The 21,943-nt window shown below is 36.4% G+C and carries 20 protein-coding genes; 5 read left to right on the top strand and 15 right to left on the bottom strand.

What is annotated here, in order from left to right; genetic code table 11:
• Window positions 1–174: 174 nt before the first annotated feature.
• The 3 genes from IGJ34_RS00180 to IGJ34_RS00170 all read left to right on the top strand — a co-directional run bounded on the left by IGJ34_RS00180 (window position 175) and on the right by IGJ34_RS00170 (window position 3,469).
• Window positions 175–1,266 carry a DUF5776 domain-containing protein gene (locus tag IGJ34_RS00180; RefSeq protein ID WP_430597843.1) on the top strand — a complete coding sequence of 364 codons (1,092 nt, stop codon included), beginning with the start codon at window positions 175–177 and terminating at the stop codon, window positions 1,264–1,266.
• 9 nt (window positions 1,267–1,275) lie between these two features.
• Complete coding sequence (locus tag IGJ34_RS00175) at window positions 1,276–1,725, top strand: DUF5776 domain-containing protein (protein ID WP_430597842.1); 450 nt, start codon at window positions 1,276–1,278, stop codon at window positions 1,723–1,725.
• 112 nt (window positions 1,726–1,837) lie between these two features.
• Entirely contained in the window at window positions 1,838–3,469 is a 1,632-nt protein-coding gene (locus IGJ34_RS00170) for an ABC-F family ATP-binding cassette domain-containing protein (RefSeq protein WP_010762085.1), read from the top strand.
• Window positions 3,470–3,538: 69 nt separating this feature from the next.
• Here the strand turns inward: IGJ34_RS00170 and IGJ34_RS00165 are convergent, their stop codons facing one another.
• The 4 genes from IGJ34_RS00165 to IGJ34_RS00150 all read right to left on the bottom strand — a co-directional run bounded on the left by IGJ34_RS00165 (window position 3,539) and on the right by IGJ34_RS00150 (window position 7,095).
• Window positions 3,539–4,180, bottom strand: a complete 642-nt coding sequence (locus tag IGJ34_RS00165) for a DUF421 domain-containing protein (RefSeq protein WP_069653491.1) — start codon at window positions 4,178–4,180, stop codon at window positions 3,539–3,541.
• Window positions 4,181–4,203: 23 nt separating this feature from the next.
• On the bottom strand, window positions 4,204–4,647 hold the full coding sequence (locus IGJ34_RS00160; protein ID WP_069653492.1) for a DUF3290 domain-containing protein: 444 nt from the start codon (window positions 4,645–4,647) through the stop codon (window positions 4,204–4,206).
• Window positions 4,648–4,781: 134 nt separating this feature from the next.
• Window positions 4,782–5,648 (bottom strand): DegV family protein, encoded by an 867-nt coding sequence (locus IGJ34_RS00155; protein WP_430597841.1) that lies wholly within the window; start codon window positions 5,646–5,648, stop codon window positions 4,782–4,784.
• A 154-nt stretch (window positions 5,649–5,802) separates the two neighbouring features.
• Window positions 5,803–7,095, bottom strand: coding sequence for an adenylosuccinate synthase (locus IGJ34_RS00150; protein WP_111249031.1), 1,293 nt, complete (start codon window positions 7,093–7,095; stop codon window positions 5,803–5,805).
• A 246-nt stretch (window positions 7,096–7,341) separates the two neighbouring features.
• On the opposite strand from IGJ34_RS00150, the gene IGJ34_RS00145 reads away from it, so the two are divergent.
• Window positions 7,342–7,890 (top strand): GNAT family N-acetyltransferase, encoded by a 549-nt coding sequence (locus IGJ34_RS00145; RefSeq protein ID WP_206836133.1) that lies wholly within the window; start codon window positions 7,342–7,344, stop codon window positions 7,888–7,890.
• 65 nt (window positions 7,891–7,955) lie between these two features.
• Here IGJ34_RS00145 and dnaB read toward each other — a convergent pair whose 3' ends face one another.
• The 6 genes from dnaB to rpsF all read right to left on the bottom strand — a co-directional run bounded on the left by dnaB (window position 7,956) and on the right by rpsF (window position 13,408).
• The gene (gene dnaB, locus IGJ34_RS00140) at window positions 7,956–9,326 is read right to left on the bottom strand and encodes a replicative DNA helicase (RefSeq protein ID WP_069653498.1); all 1,371 of its coding nucleotides are present in this window, start codon (window positions 9,324–9,326) and stop codon (window positions 7,956–7,958) included.
• Window positions 9,327–9,466: 140 nt separating this feature from the next.
• A complete protein-coding gene (gene rplI, locus IGJ34_RS00135; protein ID WP_069653499.1) occupies window positions 9,467–9,919 on the bottom strand; it encodes a 50S ribosomal protein L9 in 453 nt (150 codons plus the stop codon).
• A 114-nt stretch (window positions 9,920–10,033) separates the two neighbouring features.
• The gene (locus tag IGJ34_RS00130) at window positions 10,034–12,016 is read right to left on the bottom strand and encodes a DHH family phosphoesterase (RefSeq protein WP_430597840.1); all 1,983 of its coding nucleotides are present in this window, start codon (window positions 12,014–12,016) and stop codon (window positions 10,034–10,036) included.
• 223 nt (window positions 12,017–12,239) lie between these two features.
• Complete coding sequence (gene rpsR, locus IGJ34_RS00125; RefSeq protein WP_010762117.1) at window positions 12,240–12,479, bottom strand: 30S ribosomal protein S18; 240 nt, start codon at window positions 12,477–12,479, stop codon at window positions 12,240–12,242.
• A 25-nt stretch (window positions 12,480–12,504) separates the two neighbouring features.
• Window positions 12,505–13,056, bottom strand: a complete 552-nt coding sequence (gene ssb / locus IGJ34_RS00120) for a single-stranded DNA-binding protein (RefSeq protein ID WP_025870561.1) — start codon at window positions 13,054–13,056, stop codon at window positions 12,505–12,507.
• 49 nt (window positions 13,057–13,105) lie between these two features.
• On the bottom strand, window positions 13,106–13,408 hold the full coding sequence (gene rpsF / locus IGJ34_RS00115) for a 30S ribosomal protein S6 (protein ID WP_010766612.1): 303 nt from the start codon (window positions 13,406–13,408) through the stop codon (window positions 13,106–13,108).
• A 304-nt stretch (window positions 13,409–13,712) separates the two neighbouring features.
• Here rpsF and IGJ34_RS00110 point away from each other — a divergent pair, with 304 nt between their 5' ends.
• Window positions 13,713–15,239: an AMP-binding protein gene (locus IGJ34_RS00110; RefSeq protein WP_206836126.1), complete on the top strand. Its 1,527-nt coding sequence runs from the start codon at window positions 13,713–13,715 to the stop codon at window positions 15,237–15,239.
• 54 nt (window positions 15,240–15,293) lie between these two features.
• Here IGJ34_RS00110 and menC read toward each other — a convergent pair whose 3' ends face one another.
• The 5 genes from menC to IGJ34_RS00085 all read right to left on the bottom strand — a co-directional run bounded on the left by menC (window position 15,294) and on the right by IGJ34_RS00085 (window position 21,935).
• Window positions 15,294–16,403, bottom strand: a complete 1,110-nt coding sequence (gene menC / locus IGJ34_RS00105; protein WP_069653502.1) for an o-succinylbenzoate synthase — start codon at window positions 16,401–16,403, stop codon at window positions 15,294–15,296.
• A gap of 127 nt (window positions 16,404–16,530) precedes the next feature.
• Entirely contained in the window at window positions 16,531–17,379 is an 849-nt protein-coding gene (menH, locus tag IGJ34_RS00100) for a 2-succinyl-6-hydroxy-2,4-cyclohexadiene-1-carboxylate synthase (protein WP_069653503.1), read from the bottom strand.
• Window positions 17,376–19,100, bottom strand: a complete 1,725-nt coding sequence (gene menD / locus IGJ34_RS00095) for a 2-succinyl-5-enolpyruvyl-6-hydroxy-3-cyclohexene-1-carboxylic-acid synthase (protein ID WP_430597839.1) — start codon at window positions 19,098–19,100, stop codon at window positions 17,376–17,378. Before menD ends, menH begins: the two co-directional genes overlap by 4 nt.
• Window positions 19,084–20,466 carry an isochorismate synthase gene (locus tag IGJ34_RS00090; RefSeq protein WP_430597838.1) on the bottom strand — a complete coding sequence of 461 codons (1,383 nt, stop codon included), beginning with the start codon at window positions 20,464–20,466 and terminating at the stop codon, window positions 19,084–19,086. The genes menD and IGJ34_RS00090 overlap by 17 nt, the downstream gene beginning before the upstream one ends.
• On the bottom strand, window positions 20,463–21,935 hold the full coding sequence (locus tag IGJ34_RS00085) for an o-succinylbenzoate--CoA ligase (RefSeq protein WP_430597837.1): 1,473 nt from the start codon (window positions 21,933–21,935) through the stop codon (window positions 20,463–20,465). Before IGJ34_RS00085 ends, IGJ34_RS00090 begins: the two co-directional genes overlap by 4 nt.
• Between the last annotated feature and the right edge of the window lie 8 nt (window positions 21,936–21,943).

Below are 21,943 nucleotides of genomic sequence, written 5' to 3'. Positions count from 1 at the left end.
CACAGATAACCTTTTTATTAGAATGTTTCACATGAAACAACGATTGACTGGATTAAGAGAGAAATATGAAAGTTTCAATAACAACATTTATATTATGCTAATTGTAGTTCAATCAGAAAGAGGTGCACATCTTTTCGTTCGAGCAAATTATATAATAGAAAAGAGGATAAAGTAATGGCAAGTATTGATAGTTTAATTAATTGGTTTAAAGCAAGACAAGGTAAAGTAACTTACAGCATGACAAATAGAATGGGGCCAAATAGTTATGATTGTAGCTCCTCTGTTTATTTCGCATTAATCGAAGCTGGTTTCTTAGCAAAAGGAACAGGACTTGGAAATACAGATAGCTTGTTCGGTGATTTAGAAAGAAATGGCTGGAGCAAAGTTTCCCCAAACACTAATGGAAATATTGTCACTAAAAAGGGTGATATCTTTATTTGGGGGAATCGTGGAGCATCTGGTGGGGCAAGTGGACATACAGGTGTATTCTTTGATGGCTCAGACAATATTATTCATTGTAACTACGGCTATAACGGTATTACAATTAACCCTCATGATACAATTTGGTCATACAATGGACGACCAACTGTAACTGTTTATCGTTCTAAAGAAAGTCCAACCATTGATCTATCTAATTATTACACAACAAATCCCGGCTTTGTTCAGTTAAAAAATGATGACTATTATTATACAACAGCAGAATTTACAAGTAAAAATACCAAAGTTCTCAAAGGAACAATCGTTAAAGTGGATGCCATTCAATATTCAAAAGGTGGTTACCCTAGATTGAAAACCGCAAAAGGTTTCTTAACTGCAAATAAAAATTATGTACAACAAAAAAACATGAGTCATTATTTCCTATCGAATCCCGGTTTTATCAAAATGATTGCGGACGATTTTTACTATACTTCAACTAATTTTACTACCAAAAAAACAGCTATAAAAAAAGGAGTCATTGTTAAAGTTTTAGGGATTGAATTTTCTAATTGGGGCATACCTCGTTTGAAATGTGAAAAAGGCTTCCTTACTGCAAATAAATCTTATGTGCAACAACAAGACATGAGCAACTATTTCACTACGAACCCAAGCTTCATTAAGATGAGCGTTGATGACGCTTATTACACTTCGGCTGAATTTTCTACTAAGAAAGAACCAATCACCAAAGGAGTCATCGTTAAAGTTTTAGGGATTGAATTTTCTAATTGGGGCATACCTCGTTTGAAATGTGAAAAAGGCTTCCTTACTGCAAATAAATCTTATGTGTAACAACAGGACATGAGCAACTATTTCACTACGAACCCAAGCTTCATTAAGATGAGCGTTGATGACGCTTATTACACTTCGGCTGAATTTTCTACTAAAAAAGAACCAATCACCAAAGGAGTCATCGTTAAAGTTTTAGGGATTGAATTTTCTAATTGGGGCATACCTCGTTTGAAATGTGAAAAAGGCTTCCTTACTGCAAATAAATCTTATGTGCAACAACAAGACATGAGCAACTATTTCACTACTAACCCCGGTTTGGTTAAAATGATTCAAGATGATTTTTATTACACCTCTGCTGAGTTTTCTACAAAAAAAGGACCTATCTCTAAAGGTGCAATCGTAGACGTTTTGGCTATCGAATTCTCTAGTTGGGGAGTTCCTCGCTTGAAATGTGAAACAGGATATTTATCCGCTAATAAAATTTATGTCGAAAAATTTGAAGAAAAAAACGAATTCTAATTTTATTTTTGTTCTACTCTTTATGAATATCAATAGATTTCCTTGAAAAAGTAAGGTTTCCCCGCTATAATGCAGAGAGGTTTAACTATTCTATATGAAGTGAGGAAAACAATTGATTACTGTAAATGATGTAAGTTTGCTATTTTCAGACCGCAAACTTTTTGATGATGTAAATATTAAATTCACGCCTGGTAACTGTTATGGCTTGATTGGTGCTAATGGTGCCGGTAAATCAACGTTTCTAAAGATTTTGTCTGGCGATATCCAACCAACAACTGGAAATGTTGCTTTAGGCCCTGATGAACGTTTGGCTATTTTGAAACAAAATCACTTTGACTTTGAAGAAAATACTGTTTTAGAAACGGTTATCATGGGTCACAAACGATTGTATGAAGTAATGAAAGAAAAAGACGCTGTCTACATGAAAGAAGATTTCACGGATGAAGATGGAATCAAAGCGGCTGAGCTTGAAGGGGAATTTGCAGAGTTAAACGGTTGGGAAGCTGAACCAGAAGCAGCAGTTTTACTCCAAGGATTAAACATTCCTGAAAGTTTACATGACCAAAAAATGAGTGAACTAACAGCTGGCCAAAAAGTTAAAGTGTTGCTTGCGCAATCCCTATTCGGTAAACCCGATGTTTTACTACTAGATGAGCCGACCAATGGATTAGACACTCGCTCAATTAATTGGTTAGAAGAATTCTTGATCAACTTTGAAAATACAGTTATCGTCGTTTCCCATGACCGTCACTTTTTAAATAAAGTATGTACGCACATGGCTGATCTTGATTTCGGAAAAATCAAACTATATGTTGGGAACTATGATTTTTGGTTGGAATCAAGCCAATTAGCGGCAAAATTACAATCCAATGCCAATGCGAAAAAAGAAGAGCAAATCAAAGAATTACAAGACTTTATCGCTCGTTTCAGTGCGAACGCATCGAAATCCAAACAAGCGACTTCTCGCAAAAAAATGTTGGACAAAATTACTTTGGATGATATCCAACCTTCTTCACGTCGTTATCCATTTGTTGGCTTTACACCAGATAGAGAAATCGGAAATGACCTACTACACGTAGAAAATGTTTCTGTAACAATTGATGGTAAGAAGATTCTGGACAATATCTCATTCTCTTTAAATAACGTTGATAAGGTAGCCTTCATTGCAGATAATGATATCGTTACAACCACTTTATTCAAAGTGATCATGGGTGAAATTACTCCTGATACTGGTAGCGTTCGTTGGGGTGTTACAACCACTCAAGCTTACTTACCGAAAGATAACAGCAAAGATTTCGACACTAATTTGACGATTTTAGATTGGTTACGCCAATTTGCAAGTAAAGAAGAAGATGACAATACGTTCTTACGTGGATTCTTAGGAAGAATGTTATTCTCTGGTGAAGACGTCCTGAAATCAGTAAACGTCCTTTCTGGGGGCGAAAAAGTGCGTGTGATGCTCTCTAAATTAATGTTGTCTAAATCAAACGTACTTGTTTTAGATGATCCTACAAATCACTTGGATTTAGAATCGATCACGGCTTTGAATGATGGTTTGATGGCCTTCACTGGTGCTATTTTATTTGCATCACATGACCACCAATTTATTCAAACATTAGCGAATCGTATTATCGCTGTTTCTGACAAAGGTGTAGTTGACCGTGCAGATACAACGTATGATGAATTCTTAGAAAATAAAGACGTTCAAAAACAATTGGATGAATTGTTTTCTGGTGAGTATTAGAAAAGAATTTTCTCCATAATTTAATAGGATGAGGCGAAAGGCATACTTGGCTTTCGTCTCATCCTATTTTTATTCATTCTGTTCATACCCATATAATTTTAGTTTACCAGAGAGGTACTCCCCTAAATAAATTTCATTGATTCCTTTGTACTGTTCCTTTTGCACTTGTTCAGCCAACCATTCGATATCTCTATTAATCAATTCCAACACATCATAGTTTGCTTGTCCATCTACAATGATTGGATACCGAATACTTTCATCCCCAAATTCTATCATTGTTAATTGGCCATTTTGTTCCAAGACGGCTCTTTTGACATTTTCAACTTCGTAGATAGCATTTGCTCTTAACTTAAACATTAATTCATTTGCTGAAATCCCACACCTGAGACACTCATTCACATCAACTTTTCCATCTTTGATCAAAGTGATTGGCCTACCATCTACAATATACTTTACATATCGATTATGTTCTTTTGCAAACTTAACTGTCAATACAAGCAACGTCCAAATAATCAATACTAAAACGAACTGTAATACACTTATTGAGTCGTTATAAATTACCCCGCCTATAATTCCACCTAGGACATAATTTTGAACCTGATCCATTGCTGAAGAAGGGGCTAGGTTGCCTTTTCCCATTAAATTGATCTGAATGATTAAACAAATAATTCCCAAGCCAAGTTTGATGATAATTGGACTATAGAGTTGCATGATATCTTCCTTTCTACTTTAACTTATTTCGTAATTATAATATCTGAATTCATCAAGTGCGCTTCTTCTAAGACATAAGAATTTTGATCCGTACTTAATATCGTCTTGTAGTATTTATCTTCGATTTTTACAAGTGTTCCATCCACTAACTGAGTTGAGCTTACAAGAATCTCTTTTTTGTCTACACCTTTTTCTTTTGATATCTGCTTCACAAAATTGACCATTTGAGACGATTGTGAATTTTTACTTTGATTTTGTGTATAGTCAGAATACTGAACACCTAGTAAAAACAATAGTAGCAAAAAAGTGATTATACTCAAATCTCGATATTTCGTTTGAATACGATGACGCATATACAAACTAAACGCAATAATCATTACAATCAATGCACCAAAAATAAAAAAATACTTGATATAATCATTGAGATTTGATTGTGATTCTAAGTAGTCTATACTATAAAAATTCAATAAAAATACCTCCAATAGAAATTTAGTCTTTAAAATAGATAGTAATAAAATATGCTTTATTAATTCAAAATAAAAGCATACTTACTTACAAAACAAAACACCCAGTCACAAAGAATGTACTAGGTGTTTTGTTTTTATCTCTTTTTACCTCTTGAAAAAACTGCAATACAACCATTCCCAGTATGACTAGTGATGGTTGGACCTAATGGATGCAAACGAATCTCTTTAACCTGAATTTTTTCCTCGATCAAAGCTTTGACCCTCTCTGCACTTTCTAAATCACCAGCATACGCAATAAAAACTGTTTGTTTTAATGGCTCCGTCATTCCTTGAACCGTTTCATCTGCCAGTTTCTTCAAGGCTTTGCTACGTCCTCGGACTTTTCCGATATTTTGCAGCTTCCCTTGATCATCTACCACAATGATCGGCTTAACGTTCATTAGACCGCCGATCGTAGCTGCTGCTTTGGAAATCCTGCCGCCACGTTCTAAATGCTTTAAATCGTCCACTGTGACCCAAGAATGAACAGTCATTGTATTGTCAGATAACCATAGTAGAATTTCGTCTATAGAATGACCATTTGCTTTTAACTCGATTACTTCACTGACTAACAAGCCTTCTCCAAGACTAGCAGCTTTTGTATCAACAACATAAATTACAGCATCCGGATGTTCTTCTTTCAAAATGTCAACAGCTTGCATTGCACTTTGGTATGAGCCGCTTAATCCAGAAGAAAAAGCTAAATACACTATCGGAATCTGCTTTTCTACAAACGGTCTAAAAAATTCAATATAGCGTCCCACATTCACCTGAGAAGTTGTCGGCATACCACCTGTTTTTATTTCTTGTAAAAACCAGTCATAGTCAAATGTTTTCCCCAAATCATCCACTAATTCTTTCCCATTTATCTGAATCGTCATACTGATAAAATCAACATCATTTGCTTCTAAATATGTATATGGTAAATCACAGCATGAATCTGTCATTAATTTGAATGTCATTTTTAAATCCTCCCTAATTCCTTTTCTATTTTACCACATAATTAATGGATACTCATGTGTTATTAAGTTCGTAAGTAATCAAAAAAGGCTTCTATTTGGAGGAAAATGAAAAGAGAGAGACAATTCTTCCTTTGTCCCTCTCTCGTTTCAAGATTTAAATTTGTGCCCAAACACTTTCCAAAACATTCGTTTGGTTACGGTCTGGTCCGACTGAAAATGTTGAAATACGCACGCCAACTAATTCAGAAATACGGTGAACATAGTTTCTTGCATTTGCAGGAAGATCTGCTAATGTTTTACATCCCGTAATATCTTCTGACCAACCAGGTAACTCTTCGTAGACAGGTTTACAACGGCTCAACTCTTTCAAGCTAGCTGGATAATGATAGATCAATTCGCCATCTAATTCATAAGCTGTACAGATTTTTACTGTGTCTAAGCCACTTAATACATCAATCGAGTTCAATGAAAGATTTGTAATTCCTGACACACGTTTAGAGTGACGCATCACAACCGTATCAAACCAACCCACACGACGCGGACGACCTGTCGTTGTTCCATATTCTTTCCCAACTTTACGAATTGTTTCTCCTGTTTCGTCAAACAATTCCGTAGGGAATGGACCATCACCAACTCGTGATGTATAAGCTTTACAAACACCCACAACTTTATTAATCTTAGAAGGTCCAACACCGCTACCAATTGTAACGCCTCCAGCAACTGGGTTTGATGATGTTACAAATGGATATGTTCCTTGATCGATATCTAGCATAACACCTTGAGCGCCTTCAAATAAGACACGTTTGCCAGCATCTAGTGCGTCATTTAAAATAACAGAAGTGTCTGTTACGTATTGTTTAATTTGTTGGCCGTACTCATAATATTCTTCAAAAATATCTTCAAACGCAATTGGTTCGCTATCAAACATTTTGACAAATTGACGATTTTTTTCTTCTAAATTAATTTTTAGACGTTCTTCAAAGATTTCTTTATCTAATAAATCAGCTATACGAATCCCTACACGAGCGGCTTTATCCATATATGCTGGACCAATTCCTTTAATCGTTGTACCAATTTTATTTTCACCTTTGGCATCCTCTTGTAATTGATCCAATTGGATGTGATAAGGTAAAATCACGTGAGCACGGTCAGAAATACGTAAATTATCTGTCGTGACATTATTATCTTTTAAATAAGCCAGTTCTTTTACAAGAGATTTCGGGTTGACTACAACACCATTTCCGATCACACTGATCTTGTCTTTGTAAAAGATACCTGAAGGAATCAAGTGTAGTTTATAAGTAACACCATCAAACTTAATGGTATGACCTGCATTATCTCCGCCTTGATATCGTGCGATGACCTCAGCATTTTCACTTAAAAAATCCGTGATCTTTCCTTTTCCTTCATCGCCCCACTGCGTTCCGACTACTACAACTGATGACATTCGAACACCTCGTTCTAAATTATTTTGTCCTGAATCATTGTACCAATAAAACAGAACGCTTTCAAGAAAAAATCGAATATTGTTTTTTTGAAAAGAAAAAATCCAACCAAAACACGAACATTATTCCGTTAATTATTTTACATCAGATAAAAAAACGAATTTTTTTCATTACCTTGTAAAGAAGTTTTATTTTGTTATAATCATTAACAATATATTATAAACTTATATAGGAGGTATATTCAGGATATGAAATATTATTTTTGTTTAGAGATTGACGAATCTTTGTCTTTAGTCCAACCAACATTAACAATGGCGCACGAACTCTTTGAGCTAGTTGATTCAGATCGGGATCATTTAAGAAAGTTTCTTGATTTTGTTGATTCTTCCACAACTTATGAGTCTCAAGAGCAGTATATCAAAATGAAATTAGAAGGGGACATCAATGGAACCGACCGCTTATTTATCATCGCATTTAATCAAAAACTAATTGGTTGTATCGACCTACATCTCATTGATGCAGCTAATAAAAAAGCCGAACTCGGTTACTGGCTTCACTCAGCTCAAACCAATAAAGGTATTATGACTAAAATAGTGAAACACGTATGTAGCATCGCATTTGAAGATATGGGGTTAAATAAATTAAGCATTCGTGCGGATGTCGAAAACAAAGCGAGTAATCTTGTTGCCATCAAAAATGGCTTCTCTTTTGTTGGAACAGACAAATCAGAAGTGCTTATGTATGGCGAATTTAGAGACCTTAATAACTATTCTCTTTTAAAAGCCGATTTCAGCTAAAACAAGAGCCCAAGTAAGTCCTTTATGAAAACTTACTTGGGCTCTCCCATTATTTCTAGCTACAGTTAAAACTCTTCTCTTGGTGATAACGAGGCGAACTTGTTAAACTCTTTGATAAATAACAGCTCTACGGTTCCTCGGGCACCACTACGGTTTTTTTCAATAATAACTTCGATTACATTATCAATTTCAGGTTCTTCACGATCACCGTCTTCTCCATCTTCTCCACGATCATAATAATCATCACGGTATAGGAAAGCAACGATATCTGCATCTTGCTCAATAGATCCTGACTCACGGATATCACTTAGTACGGGACGTTTATCCTGACGTTGTTCTACACCACGAGATAACTGAGATAATGCAATCACTGGAACTTTTAATTCCTTTGCTAACTTCTTCAATTGACGGGAAATTTCAGATACTTCTTGCTGGCGACTTTCACGACCAGTTCCTTCAATCAGTTGTAGGTAATCGATCAAAATCAATCCTAAATTGCCACGTTCTTGCGCTAATTTTCGACATTTCGCTCGAATTTCTGTGATTTTAATACCTGGCGTATCATCGATATAGATTTGTGCTCTAGATAAACTACCCATCGCAATAATTAGATTTTGCCACTCTTCTTCTGATAACTGACCAGTACGTAAGTGTCCAGCTTCAATCGAACCCTCCGCACAAAGCATACGGTTAACTAATGATTCTGCCCCCATTTCCAAACTGAAAATAGCAACAGAGCGGTCTGTTTTGGTCCCAATATTTTGGGCAATATTTAGGGCAAAGGCTGTTTTACCTACGGCTGGACGAGCTGCTAAAATAATCAATTCTTCCGCTTGTAGTCCCGCAGTCATTTTATCTAAGGCAGGATATCCGGTAGGTAAACCGGTAATTTCTTCGTCATTTTGATACAGTTGGTCTATATTAGCAATCGAGGTGTTCAATACATCAGCAATCGATAAAAATCCGCTTCGATTTCTTTTTTCCGAAACTTCTAGAATGCTACGTTCTGCATCATCTAATATAGTTTCAACATCTTCACCTTGTTCAAATCCTTTTGTAACAATCTCTGTAGCAGTTTGAATCAAGTTGCGCAGCAATGATTTTTGTTCAACAATTTTTGCATAGTACACAATATTAGCAGCCGTTGGTACAGCTAATGCTAAATCAGATAGATAGCTTAATCCGCCAACATCTTCCAATAAGTTTTCTTGTTCCAAACGATCTTTGATCGTGATCACATCAATCGCTTCATTTCGATCATTCAAAGTAAGCATAGTCTGAAAAATCAATTGATGATTACGGCGATAAAAATCTTTTGGTTCTATGTATTCTAAAGCATCGATAATAACCTCAGCATCCAAAAAAACCGACCCTAAAACGGCCTGCTCTGCTTCCATACTTTGGGGCGGTACTCGATCTTGCCATACTTCATTCATTTTTTTCTCTCCTATAGCTAAAATTACGCTTTTCAGTCTTTCTATTTTAACAAGAAATAGCCGAAATGTACAATGACAATATCGTTTCAGCTCGTCTTAATGAAAAGCAAAAAACAGAGGCACTCCTCTGTTTTCACTCATTATTCTTCTACAACATGAACTTTGATTGTGGCCGTTACTTCATGATGCAATTTAACTGGTACTTTTGTAAAGCCTAGTGACCGAATCGGTTGTGATAGTTCTAGCTTACGTTTGTCTAATTTGACCTTATATTGCTTGTTTAAGGCCTCTGCGATTTGTTTTGAAGGAATTGATCCAAAGAGACGTCCATCCTCACCAGCCTTCGCTTTGAGCTCTACAACAGTTTCTTCCTTTTCTAGAAATTCTTGCATTTTTTTTGCTTCTGCCAAAATTTCAGCTTCATGTTTATCTTGGGCTTTCTTTTGTCCAGCTAAAGCACTGATACTGCCTTTATTCGCTTCTTGAGCATAACCATTTTTGATCAGAAAGTTTTGTGCGTATCCAGTAGGTACTTCTTTTACTTCCCCTTTTTTTCCTTTACCTTTGACGTCTTGTAAAAAAATGACTTTCATTTTATTATTCCTCCTCGTATAGTAATGAATAACCCAGCTCAACTCTTGGTTTTGTTGCACTTCTGGTCTGTTTCACAATAAAGCACATCGACTGCAACAAAACAGCTAAAGGAACTAGCCTAGTGAATCTGAATCATACATCACATCTATATTTTGATGAATCACTTTTAGCAACTGCTCTTTTACCTCAGCTACTGTTACATTAGATAATTGTACCGCAGCGTTGGTAAAATGACCACCTCCGCCCAAATTTTCCATAACTAGTTGGACGTTTATCGACCCGTTACTTCGTGCACTAATACCGATTTGCTTATCGATCCTCTTGGTTATAACAAAAGCGGCATTGATTCCAACCATCGATAATAAGGTATCCGCCGTTTTAGCTGCTGTTACACTATCATACTCATTCTCTTCACTACCCGTCACGATAACCGTATCTGGCGTAACATATTCGCTTTGGGCAATCAAACTGTTCATTTCTAAATAACTCGTTAAATCTGAACTTAATAAATATTGTACTAAAGATGAATCCGCTCCACAAGTTCTCAAATAACTAGCCACATCAAATGTGCGTGCTGTAGTTCGAACACTAAAACTTTTAGTATCGACAACGATTCCTGCGAGTAATAACGTGGCTTCGAATCTATCTAGCTGTTTGTTTACATTACTTTGATACTCAATCAATTCCGTCACTAGCTCTGAGGCGGATGAAGCGGATGACTCGATATAAGAAAGTAGTGGTTTCGCTGGGAATTCATCTCCACGGCGATGATGATCAACAATCACGACTTTATCAAATTGTTCGTATAATTCTTGTGAAATCGAAAGTGATGGTTTATGGTAATCTACCATAATCAATAAACTGCTCTCCGTTTTTTTCTTCATTGCCTCTTTGGGCGTGATAATCTGTTTGGCTAATTCTGGATACTTCTCCAGCTCTGTCATCACCCGTTCAACATCTGGAATACTTTCATTTTTCTCTAACACAACCCAAGCTTCTTTATTGTGAAATTTAGCTAATCTTGCCATACCAAATGCCGAACCAATCGCATCCATATCAGGAAAGCGATGCCCCATAATATACACATCAGAGGACTCAGAAAAGATACCTTGAATTGCAGTACTCATCGCACGAGAACGAACACGCGTTCTCTTTGCGACAGAGGCTGTTCTGCCGCCATAAAAAACTGGTTTCGCATTATCTTTAGCTTCTTTTACAACTACTTGATCACCGCCTCTAACTAATGCGGTATCCAAGTTCGTCTGTGCTGTATTACCAGTCTGGCTTAACGTTTCTCCACCATAAGATATTCCCATACTCAGTGTAATAGAGATCTCTCTTGTGCTAGATTCTTTTCTGATTTTATCCAAAATTTGAAATTTAGAATCCATCATTTTTTTGATATCCTCTAATTGAGCAATAAAAAAATAACGCTCTGCATTCAATCTTTTATAAAAAACTTGATATTCATCCATCCAATCAGAAACCATCGTAGTAATAAAACTATTCAAATAAGATATTTCCTTCTCATCCATGCTATCTGTAATATCATCATAATTATCAACCGAAACAATCCCGATAGCCGTTTGCATTTCTAATTTTTCATGGTATAAATTACTTTCTTCCGTAATATCTTTGAACGTAATTGTATTTTGCGTTGTATCAACATTGAAGCGATAAACGTGATCTCCAACTTTAAATATGTCTTTATCCTTCTCCGCTAGTTTTACATATGTTTGTATTAATTCTGGACTAATAAGTGTTTGACCATCCTTATTAAAAATATTTTCCGCGAAAGGATTTAACCACTTAGCTTCGTTTGTATCAGGATCATAATTTATGATCCCAACAGACACTTCGTTAAAAGCATAATCTAATGACTTTTCTGCAATCGTACTCGCTTGTCTAATTTTCTCTGTATTAGATATCTCAATTTTTTTGATTAAATATACTATTCGATTTATCAATATGAGATTAAGAATCAACAATCCAGCTATAAATATATATTTATTAGATATCAAGAAAAATAGCATTACTTCTAATAAGAAGAGAACGAATACTGAACCAAAAATCCGTTTCATTCCATTTTTTTTCATGATAAAGACTCCCCCATTGTTCTGCAGATAAGCTTATTTTAGCATAAAAAAAGGATTTCTGCGAATCACAAAATGTTTCACGTGAAACATCAAAAAAGAAAACTATGTAATGTTATCGCAATTAAGCTTAACTCTTTTTCTAATTATCCATAACAAATATATTATTTTATATAATAAAAAGAGATCAAAGAACTAGTTCTTTGATCTCTAAGTAAATTCTATATTATTGCTCTTCACCAACAAATGGTAATAAGCCCATGATACGCGCGCGTTTGATTGCAATTGTTAATTTGCGTTGGTTCTTAGCGCCAGTACCTGTTACACGACGTGGTAAAATCTTTCCACGTTCAGAAATGAATTTTTTTAGTAATTCGATATCTTTATAGTCAATATATTCAATATGGTTAGCAGCGATATAATCGACTTTACGACGTTTACGTCCGCCTCTTCTTTGTTGTGCCATTCTTATTCCCTCCTATCAAATTCGTTTAGAATGGTAAATCATCATCTGAAATGTCAATAGTCGAACCTGAACCACTAAATGGATCAGAATCTCTATCGAAATCAGGCATACCGTTATTGCTAGACTGAGAGGATGATTGATTAAAATTGTTTTGTCCTGAAAAATTATTATTCTGTGGTTGTTGGAAACTTCCGCCACCAGCATTATAAGTTGGTGTTGAATCTGACCCATCTGTTGTCTGTCTTTGTTCTGATGCAGAACGAGACTCTAACAACTGGAAATTCTCACAAACAACTTCAGTCACGTATACACGCTGACCTTGTTGATTTTCGTAATTTCTAGTTTGAATACGACCAGTCACGCCTAATAATGTACCTTTACGCGCATAGTTTGCCATTGTTTCAGCAGGTTTACGCCAAATCACACAGTTAATAAAATCTGCTTCACGATTTCCATTTGCATTCGTAAAGTTACGGTTTACCGCTAAAGTAAATGTCGCAACTGCTGAACCACTAGATGTATATCGTAAATCGGGATCTTTTGTTAGTCTTCCAACTAATACAACGTTGTTAATCATTTAAACATCTCCTTTCGTCAATCCAAATGTTTCACGTGAAACAATTTGGTTATACTTCTTCCTTGATAATCATGTGACGGATAATATCGTCATTGATTTTAGCAAGACGATCAAATTCATTGATTGCTCCTGCAGTTGATGGAGAAGATACTTTAACGATATGATAGATGCCTTCACGGAATCCGTTCATTTCATATGCTAAGCGGCGCTTTTCCCAATCTTTTGATTCGATAACTTCTGCTCCGTTATCTTTCAAGATTGTGTCGAAACGTTCTACTAAAGCAGTTTTTGCTTCTTCATCAATGTTCGGACGAATAATATACATAACTTCATAATTCGTAACTTGACTCATTGATTTTCACCTCCCTATGGACTTTAGGCTCTTAGATTGCTAAGAGCAAGGAGAGTTATCTAAAATATATAGACTACTCACAAGGTTTCATTATACAGCTAAAAGCTGATAAAATCAAGTATTCTTCGCAATTTTTTGATCATCTTTTTTCAATTCTATCACTCTCGTCTTACTTTACTATACGCATAAATAATTGTATTTCATTTTTATTGTTTCTAATTCAGGTTATTTCTTTTTCGTGTTATACTATCTTTGTTCGAAATTGCACAAATACTTTGACGTAGTTTGAAAGGATGCTGTTACATTGAATCAATTGTTAGAATATCAACCGCTCAACTTGTACACGAATTATCATAAGGCTGCTCTTAATACCCCAGAAACTGCCATTATTAATGATGAACCTTTACCAGCTTTTCCTGAGCTCGGAACGAATTACACTTATCAATTAAGTCATGAAACAATTTTACATCGTGCCTTTCAATTAGCTAGTTTAGGGGTAAAAGCGGAAGACAAAATCATTATTTTTAAAAGTTCAAAATTCGATACGTATTTGTTAGCAGTTGCTGCCTCTTATTTGGGCGCTGTTCCCGCAATGATATCTTATCATTTTCCAGCAGAAACGATTGAGGTTTTTGTTGATCGTTTAGAAAATCCATTTATCTTATTTGATGATGAAACCGCAGATAAAATAGCTAAGGTAAAAAATAGTGCCCCAGAAAAACAAATTTCAGTATCGAAACTTTTGGAGGCTCCAGCTAAAGAAGTTCCACAAGTGAAATTACCAGAAGATATGATTGCTTATATGACACATACCTCTGGTACGACTGGTATTCCTAAATTGATTTGTCACTCTGCTAATTCCATGGGATGGCGCACAAAATGGCAAAAAACGATTTTCACAAAAATTGCTGATAAAAAACTTGTTGGATTCCATATTTCACCTGTTCACTCTCGTTTTAACATTGGGATTTCGTCATTAATGGCGATGGGATTTCCGATGATGCCGTTATCGATTTCAAATAGTGATTCTGTTGCTAAAATGCTTATAAAATACAAGCCGATTGCGCTTGAAACCCATCCAAATAATTTTGTTCAATGGACATCTCTAGCGAAAAGACAACCAGAGTCTTTCACAAGTGTACGCTATTACCATTCTACATTTGATGCAATCAATAATGCGACAATGGGCAGTTTCTTAAAAGCTTCAGAGAAAAATGATCCAATCTTTCTTCAAGTATATGGGCAAAGTGAATGTGGTCCAATGATCCTAAAAGCTCATACTTTAGCGTCTCTAAAAACATCAGATGCTCGTGATATGGGCGTTGGTTTGAACGAGTTGACTGAAGCGCGGATCGCAGACAAAGCTGGTAAGGTTTTACCAGCTATGACAGATGGACATATCCAATTTTTATCTAAAGGACGTGCCCTAACCTATTACAAAGAAGATGACCGTTTCCAAGCAACTGTTTTTGGTCCTTGGTGGGATAGTGGCGATTATGGTTTTATGGATGAAAACGGACATTTATTCTTGAAAGATCGGCAAGTTGATTTGATTGAAAAAATCGACAGTAATTTGGCAATTGAGGATCATCTGCTTGATGCTCTTGACTTCCTCCAAGAAGTGATCATCGTTAGAGCGAAAGATGATTCTCCTCAACCCATTCTTGCGGTTGAGCCAAAACACGGGATGGATTGGGATGCTTGGTGGGAACAAGTCGCTGATTTACCTCACTTAAACAAACCAATTATTATGGATTGGGACGACATTCCTCGTACTGCTACGATGAAAGTACAACGATTACAGATTGAGAAAGCTCTAAAAGAAAAATAACATGTTTTTATAAAAAGAATCACGGACTAACGAAAAATTAGCCTGTGATTCTTTTCATTTAGCATAAATCGTGTCATAAATACCGTATTTTAATAACGCTTCTAAGGATAAAGAGACCCCAATCCCCAAACCAGCTGGCACGCTGATTACACCATTTTGCATTTCAATAGGCTTAGTCAAAATCTCCTCATAATAATAACGATCAGAAGCTGAAATATCTCCAGGGAACGTGAACCCTTTTTGGGAGGCAAACTGTAAATTTAATGCTCTTCCCACACCAGATTCAAACATGCCACCTAGCCAAACAAGTAGCTCCTTTTCTTTACAAAAATCAACTATCTTCATGGCTTCTGTAATACCGCCTACTCTAGGGATTTTTAAATTAATAGCCCGACAGCTTCCCAAAGCAAATGCCAGCTCACAATCTTTGAGTGTTCGAATATTCTCATCCAAACAGATATCTGTTTCTAGTTCTTTTTGCAATTGTGCATGATCCAGAAAGTCATTCGCAGCAAAGGGCTGTTCGATCATCGCTAGATTATAAGCATCTAATTGCTTTAAATGAGGAATATCTTGAATGGTATAAGCTGAATTTGCATCCACCATAATTGAAATATCAGGAAATTTTTGCCGAATCATTTCAAGTGGTTTCAAATCATATCCCGGACGAATTTTTAATTTGATTCTTTGATAGCCAAGTGAAATATAATGCGTAATTTGATTTGATAATTTGGTTAAGTCAGTCTGAATCCCTACACTGACTCCAACTGGAATATGGTCTCTAGTATCATTAAAGTACTCTTTTAGGCTTTTACCGTTCCGTTTAGCATATAAGTCCCAGATTGCTGTCTCGAGGCTAGATTTAGCCATTTGATTCCCTTTTACTACATCAAAGAGAACTGAGACTTCTTTAGGATGCTGAATATCTGTATTTTTCAATAAAGGAATCAAATGGTTTTCAATTATTATTCGAGCTGTGTCAATAGTTTCTTCTATGTAATCTGGCTGTTCAAACGGAACTAGTTCTCCTATCCCCTGAGTTCCTAGCTCATCTGTCACCAACAAAATATCAAAAGCTTTCTCTGTTAAACGACCGTAGCTTGTTTCAAAAGGAATTCGTAAAGGCAATCGAACACGATATCGATCAATGCGGTGAATTTTCAATTTGGTTTCCTCCTTCTTAAAAGCAGAACAAATCGATTGATCCTACGGAAAATAGATAACACTAAAAAGTGTATAGGTCTCGTTCAACTCTGCCAGAGAAATATAACTAAGGGATTTTGTACCTCAGTTATATTTTGTTGTTTCCCATGAGCTGATCCGTATAACTAATTAAAAACGAATACACCACTTCCTCAACTATCTCTGGTTTTTCCAAATGAACACAATGGCCTGCGTTCTTTACGATTTTAATAGACATATTCTGTTGTTTTTCTTGCATATTTTGTGCAATACGTTGAAATTTATGATCTAGTTCTCCCACAATCAATAAAGTAGGAATTTCGATTTTATCCAGCTCTTGCCAAAAATCAGGTTGGACTCCTGTCCCCATAAACCATAAACTACAAGCTAAACCAAAAGCTTGTTGGGATAAACGCTCTTTTCGTAACGTTGCCTGAATTTTGCAAGATAATTGTTTTTGACTATCAAAGAGAGACAGTTTTTCCCATTTATCGACGAAAGCTTCAATTGAGTGGCTCATTATAAAACCAGCTAAATGTTCATCAGAACACTTGCGTGTCATTCGCTCCGTTTTGCTTTTTAAGCCCGGAGAACCACTCTCTAAGAGTAGTTTCTGAATCTTTTGAGGAAATAGACAGGTAAAGCCTAAAGCCACTCTAGCACCCATTGAATAGCCTAATAAAGAAAACTTACTTATACCTAATTGTTCTGTCAATAATGCAATATCCTGACACAAGCACTCCATCTGATAACGATAAGGATGGACATAGGAATCTGTTTGACCATGACCAATTAAATCGATCGCTAAAATGTTTCTATCTCTGTCTCTTTGAAAAACTGGAACAAACGTTTGACTCGTCCCTGTGAAGCCATGCAAGCAAACCAATGTTGGTCGATTTGCCTCATAGTCGGTCAACCACTGATAATAATAGTTTACACCATTTATAGCTGTTTTCATTTATTTTTCCCCAGCTTTTCTTTCAATCCATCAACAACTTTTTCATATAACAATACATTTTCTTGGCGATCACCAATAACCTCTATCAATTGAAATTTTGGTTGTTTTTGTGTCGCTTCTAACAACAACTCTAATTGTTCTAAGCTCTCAGCTTTTACATATTCAGCATCGTATAGCTGAGCAACTAAAGAAAAATCTAAATCGATCGGTGTGCCAAAAATTGGTTCGAAATCGTCTTTTTCCAATTGGCGCTGTGACAGAAAAGAAAAGATACCACCACCATTATTATTTAATAAAACAATCGTTAATGGTAAATTGTATCGTTTTGCCAACAACAAGCCGTTCATATCGTGATACATAGCTAAATCACCGATCAACAGTACATTTTGACGCTCTGGATTTGTGGCACAAACTCCTAATGCTGTTGAGATAATGCCGTCGATTCCATTGATCCCGCGATTACCAAATAACTGATACTGATTATTATCAGGAGTTGAAAATCGATCTAAAAAGCGGATCGCATTGCTATTCGAAACAAACAATTGACCCTTTTTTGCCATTTTTTTATGAACAAGAATACTTGCTGTCGTTTCATTGAGAGTCTTCATCTCGCTAAGTTCCGTTAATTGCTGTTCGGTTGTTTCTTGCCAATCAATCCATTGATTACACCATGAATCTGATGTTCTTCTTATAATTCTCTCCGTAATTTCCTTAGCAAAAATCTGTTCATCTGCTTGGATAGCAACTTGGGTTTGTTTTAATTGATCTTGCCATTCACCCGTTTCATCAACGAAGTAGACCATTGTCGTCTCATTAAGAGATTGCAGCCAGAACATTGTATTTTTTGAAATGGGCATCATTCCGAATCGAACCACCACATCTGGATATTGGCTCATTTCAACTTCTTGAATAAACAAGTCAGCGTAACGCATAATCAAGGGACTATCGTTACTACTCGACGTGATATTTGCCAAAGGATCACTAAGAATTGGCCAACTTAATCTTTCTGCCAATTCAATAAATACAGCCGCTTCTTCTGGTGTGTGCGTTCCACCTACAACTAAAACACCTTTTTTCCCTTGCCATGCATCAACACACTCTATTAGTTGTTTCTCCGACAATTGCTTTTTACCTGCGAATATTTCAGTTGTTCTTTCAGCGAACAATGATCGATTTAAATCAGGCAATAATGGTTCCCGCAATGGGAAATTCAGGTGAACTGGACCTTTTGGTGTTTGGCAAGCCGTGTCTATTGCACGCATTCCTTGCCAATAAGCATAATCAATCATCACTTTTGTTCCTTCTGGGATCGCCATTTCAATAAATTCTTTTACATGATGCTGAAATAAATGGAACTGATCCATTGCTTGAGGAGCGCCTACTTGCCGTAATTCATGGGGCCTATCTGTTGTCAAAACAATCAACGGGCTATGACTAGCATTTGCTTCACAAATTGCTGGATAGTAATTTGCTGCAGCCGTTCCTGATGTACATAATAAAACAACTGGCTTACAGCTTGCTTTACTTAATCCCAAAGCAAAAAAAGCCGCCGAACGTTCATCTACTTCAATAAACGTCTCAATTTGCTCTTGTCGATGCAACAATAAGGCTAATGGCGTGGAACGAGAACCAGGGCTTATCACAGCTTGCTCTACCCCACTGCTGATCATCCCTTCAACAAAGGTTTGCAAATAATTGGTCATTTCACTTTGAGTTGTCATGATTGTCCCCACCTATCCCTCTTAGCATCGGTTGAAATTTAATTTTTGTCTCAATTCTTTCTTGCTCTGCTTGAGAATCTTTAATAATACCGCACCCAGCGTATAGATAACCTACTTTATCAGAAAGCACAGCTGAACGGATTCCTACTGCAAATTCTCCTATATCTTCTTTAAGAGCAATCCAGCCAATTGGAGCACCGTATAGACCTCTATCTAACTGTTCATGCTCTTTAAGCCAAGCCAAAGCTAGTTCCTTTGGCTCCCCGCCTAATGCAGGTGTTGGATGTAGTTGCTGGATTCCTTTCAAGAAACGATACTCTTTTTGACGTTGCCCTTCGATCGGTAGATGTAAGTGCTGAATATCCCGATTCTTTAATAATTCTGGTGTCTGAACCTCTATAGAAGTCCCTGTCATCTTTTCTAATTCTTTGATGATTCTATCTACAACGATTTTATGTTCTTGTTTATTCTTCATGTCATTCAGTAAATAGTTGCCAAGTTCATCATCTTCCGTCTTCGTTGTTCCACGTGAAACAGAACCAGCGATACTTGCCGTTGAAAAAGTCTTTGTAGATGCTCTTAATAAGCGCTCTGGTGTAGCACCAACAAAGAGATGTTCATTCGATTCAAACACAAAAAAGTACGTATTTGTTTGCTGTTGTTGCAGATTCCTTAAAATAATCTCTGCCTGAAAGGGACGATTACTTTGCACTTTCATTTGTCTAGCCAACACGACTTTCTCTAACGGTCCTTCTTCTCGTAATTTCGCTACCGTTTCGTCAACAACCGTCATCCATTCAGATACAGCGATTTCTTCTGCTTTTATTTGTGCCGTATCTTTTTCTCCTACTAACTGAGTATCCATTAGTTCTTCGAATTCAGCTGTGAGTTCCAACCACTTTTGTTGTATTATTTCTTTATTTTCTGCACTAAAATTCATCGTAAGATACTGTTTTCCAGCGGTTTCTGTAAGTAAAAAGGTCGGTAAATAAAACAGCCCTTGTTCCATAATTCCCCAATCATTTTGCTTCGATTGTTTGCCGTCAAAAGCAAAACCGCCAAATAAAATAGCTCCTGTTCCAGAAACAGAACAATTTTGATAAATTTTATCTTTTTCTTCTAAAATAAATGTATCTACTTGCTCAAACGAAGCTTGATCATGCGCTAATTCATTTTCTCTACCGAAACCAACTAGCGTAAATTTTTTATCCGGTATTTGCCAATAAAACCGTTCACCTTTAAATGCTTTTTGCCCCTTCTCAAAAGAAGTACGCAAAGGTGTTGTAATTTCATTTATTTCTTTGACCCAGCTAAATTGACGATAGCCATTTTCATAAGCTTGTTCTAATTCTTTAGGAATGCTCATTTGCTTAAAAAAGCCTCCCTTTCTATTGTTGTTAAGCGGTGTTTCGCTAATTTCCCACTAGCTGTTTTAGGTAGTGAATGGCACAAATAGATTCGTTTAGGTAGTTTATATTTTGCTAAGTAATTTTTAGCAAAGGTATTTATTCTTTCTTTTGTGATCGTTGATTCTCCAACAATGTAAGCTACTGGAACAGCGCCCCATTTTGTATCAGATTCACCAACTACGGCAACCTCTTTTATACCAGGAAACTCTTGAAGAATATGCTCGATTTCTGTAGGATAAATATTTTCGCCGCCTGAAATGATCAACTCACTTAAACGACTGACTAAATACAAATATCCTTCTTCATCTAAATAGCCCATATCACCCGTTTTAAACCAGCCATCTACCGTCCATTTTACCGTTTGCCATTGCTCGCCATTTAAATACGCACGAACGACATTCTTACCTTTTAAAAGAATCTCTCCAACTTCATTTGGAGGCACACGTCTCTCTTGTCCATCAACGATTTTGATTTCCATTCCCATCAGTGGTTTTCCTGCAGAGCCTATTTTATTTCCAGCATCTTTAAAGCTTAATGCCACGACTTGAGAGCAAGTTTCGGTCATTCCATATGATTGGATCACAGGTATACCATAACCTTCACATTTTTCCAACGCTTTGGGCGAAATGGGGCCCCCACCAAGCAGGATTGCTTTAAAAGCTGAGCTATAGCCCTTTGCAGGATAGTTTTCCAGTAACTGTTGGAGCATAACCGCCACAACAGAAATCACTGTCCCACAATCTTCGGCTAAATCATTTGTCACTATTTTTGCATCAAATTTATGATATAAACGGATACTGCAACCCAGCACTAATTGTCGCACAATGATCGACAAGCCACTAATGTGAAATAGAGGTACTGGACAAAGCCAACAATCTTCAGCCGTAATAGTCATATTTTCTTGCGTTGCCAGTGCACTAGCCAAATGATTACTAAAACACTGCACGACACCTTTAGGATTTCCTGTTGTACCTGATGTGTACATAATCGAAGCAGTGGTATTAGGTTGATAGATAGAATGGGATTCTGGTTCTACTACGGCTTCAGTGCCCTCTGTAACAATCATTTCAATTACCATTAATTGATCCAGTTCAGTAAAAAATGCCAAATTTTCAGTAGAAACCACTACCAGATTCACCTTTGCATCGGTCAATTGATAGTGGAGTTCCTGCAAGCTTAACTGTGTATTTAATAAAACTAGCTCTTTACCTAATTCCCACAAAGCTAAAATCGAAAAATACATTTCTTTTGAATTACGGCTAAATAGCGCAACTCGTTTTTCATTATTCGGTATTTTTAACGAAAATGCTGCTGTCCATCGTTTAACTTCTTGAGCGACCTCAGCAAAAGACCATGCCTCATCCTGCCAATAAAAAGCAGGTTGATTAGGTCTTTCATCCGCTTGTTTTTGTAGCCAACTGCTCATGTTCTTCA

Origin of the sequence: Enterococcus sp. AZ177, from assembly GCF_050544585.1 — a bacterium.
GTDB lineage: Bacteria > Bacillota > Bacilli > Lactobacillales > Enterococcaceae > Enterococcus_L > Enterococcus_L plantarum.
The sequence above is the reverse complement of the archived record's forward strand: the minus strand, read 5'-3'. Positions and strand labels throughout refer to the sequence as shown.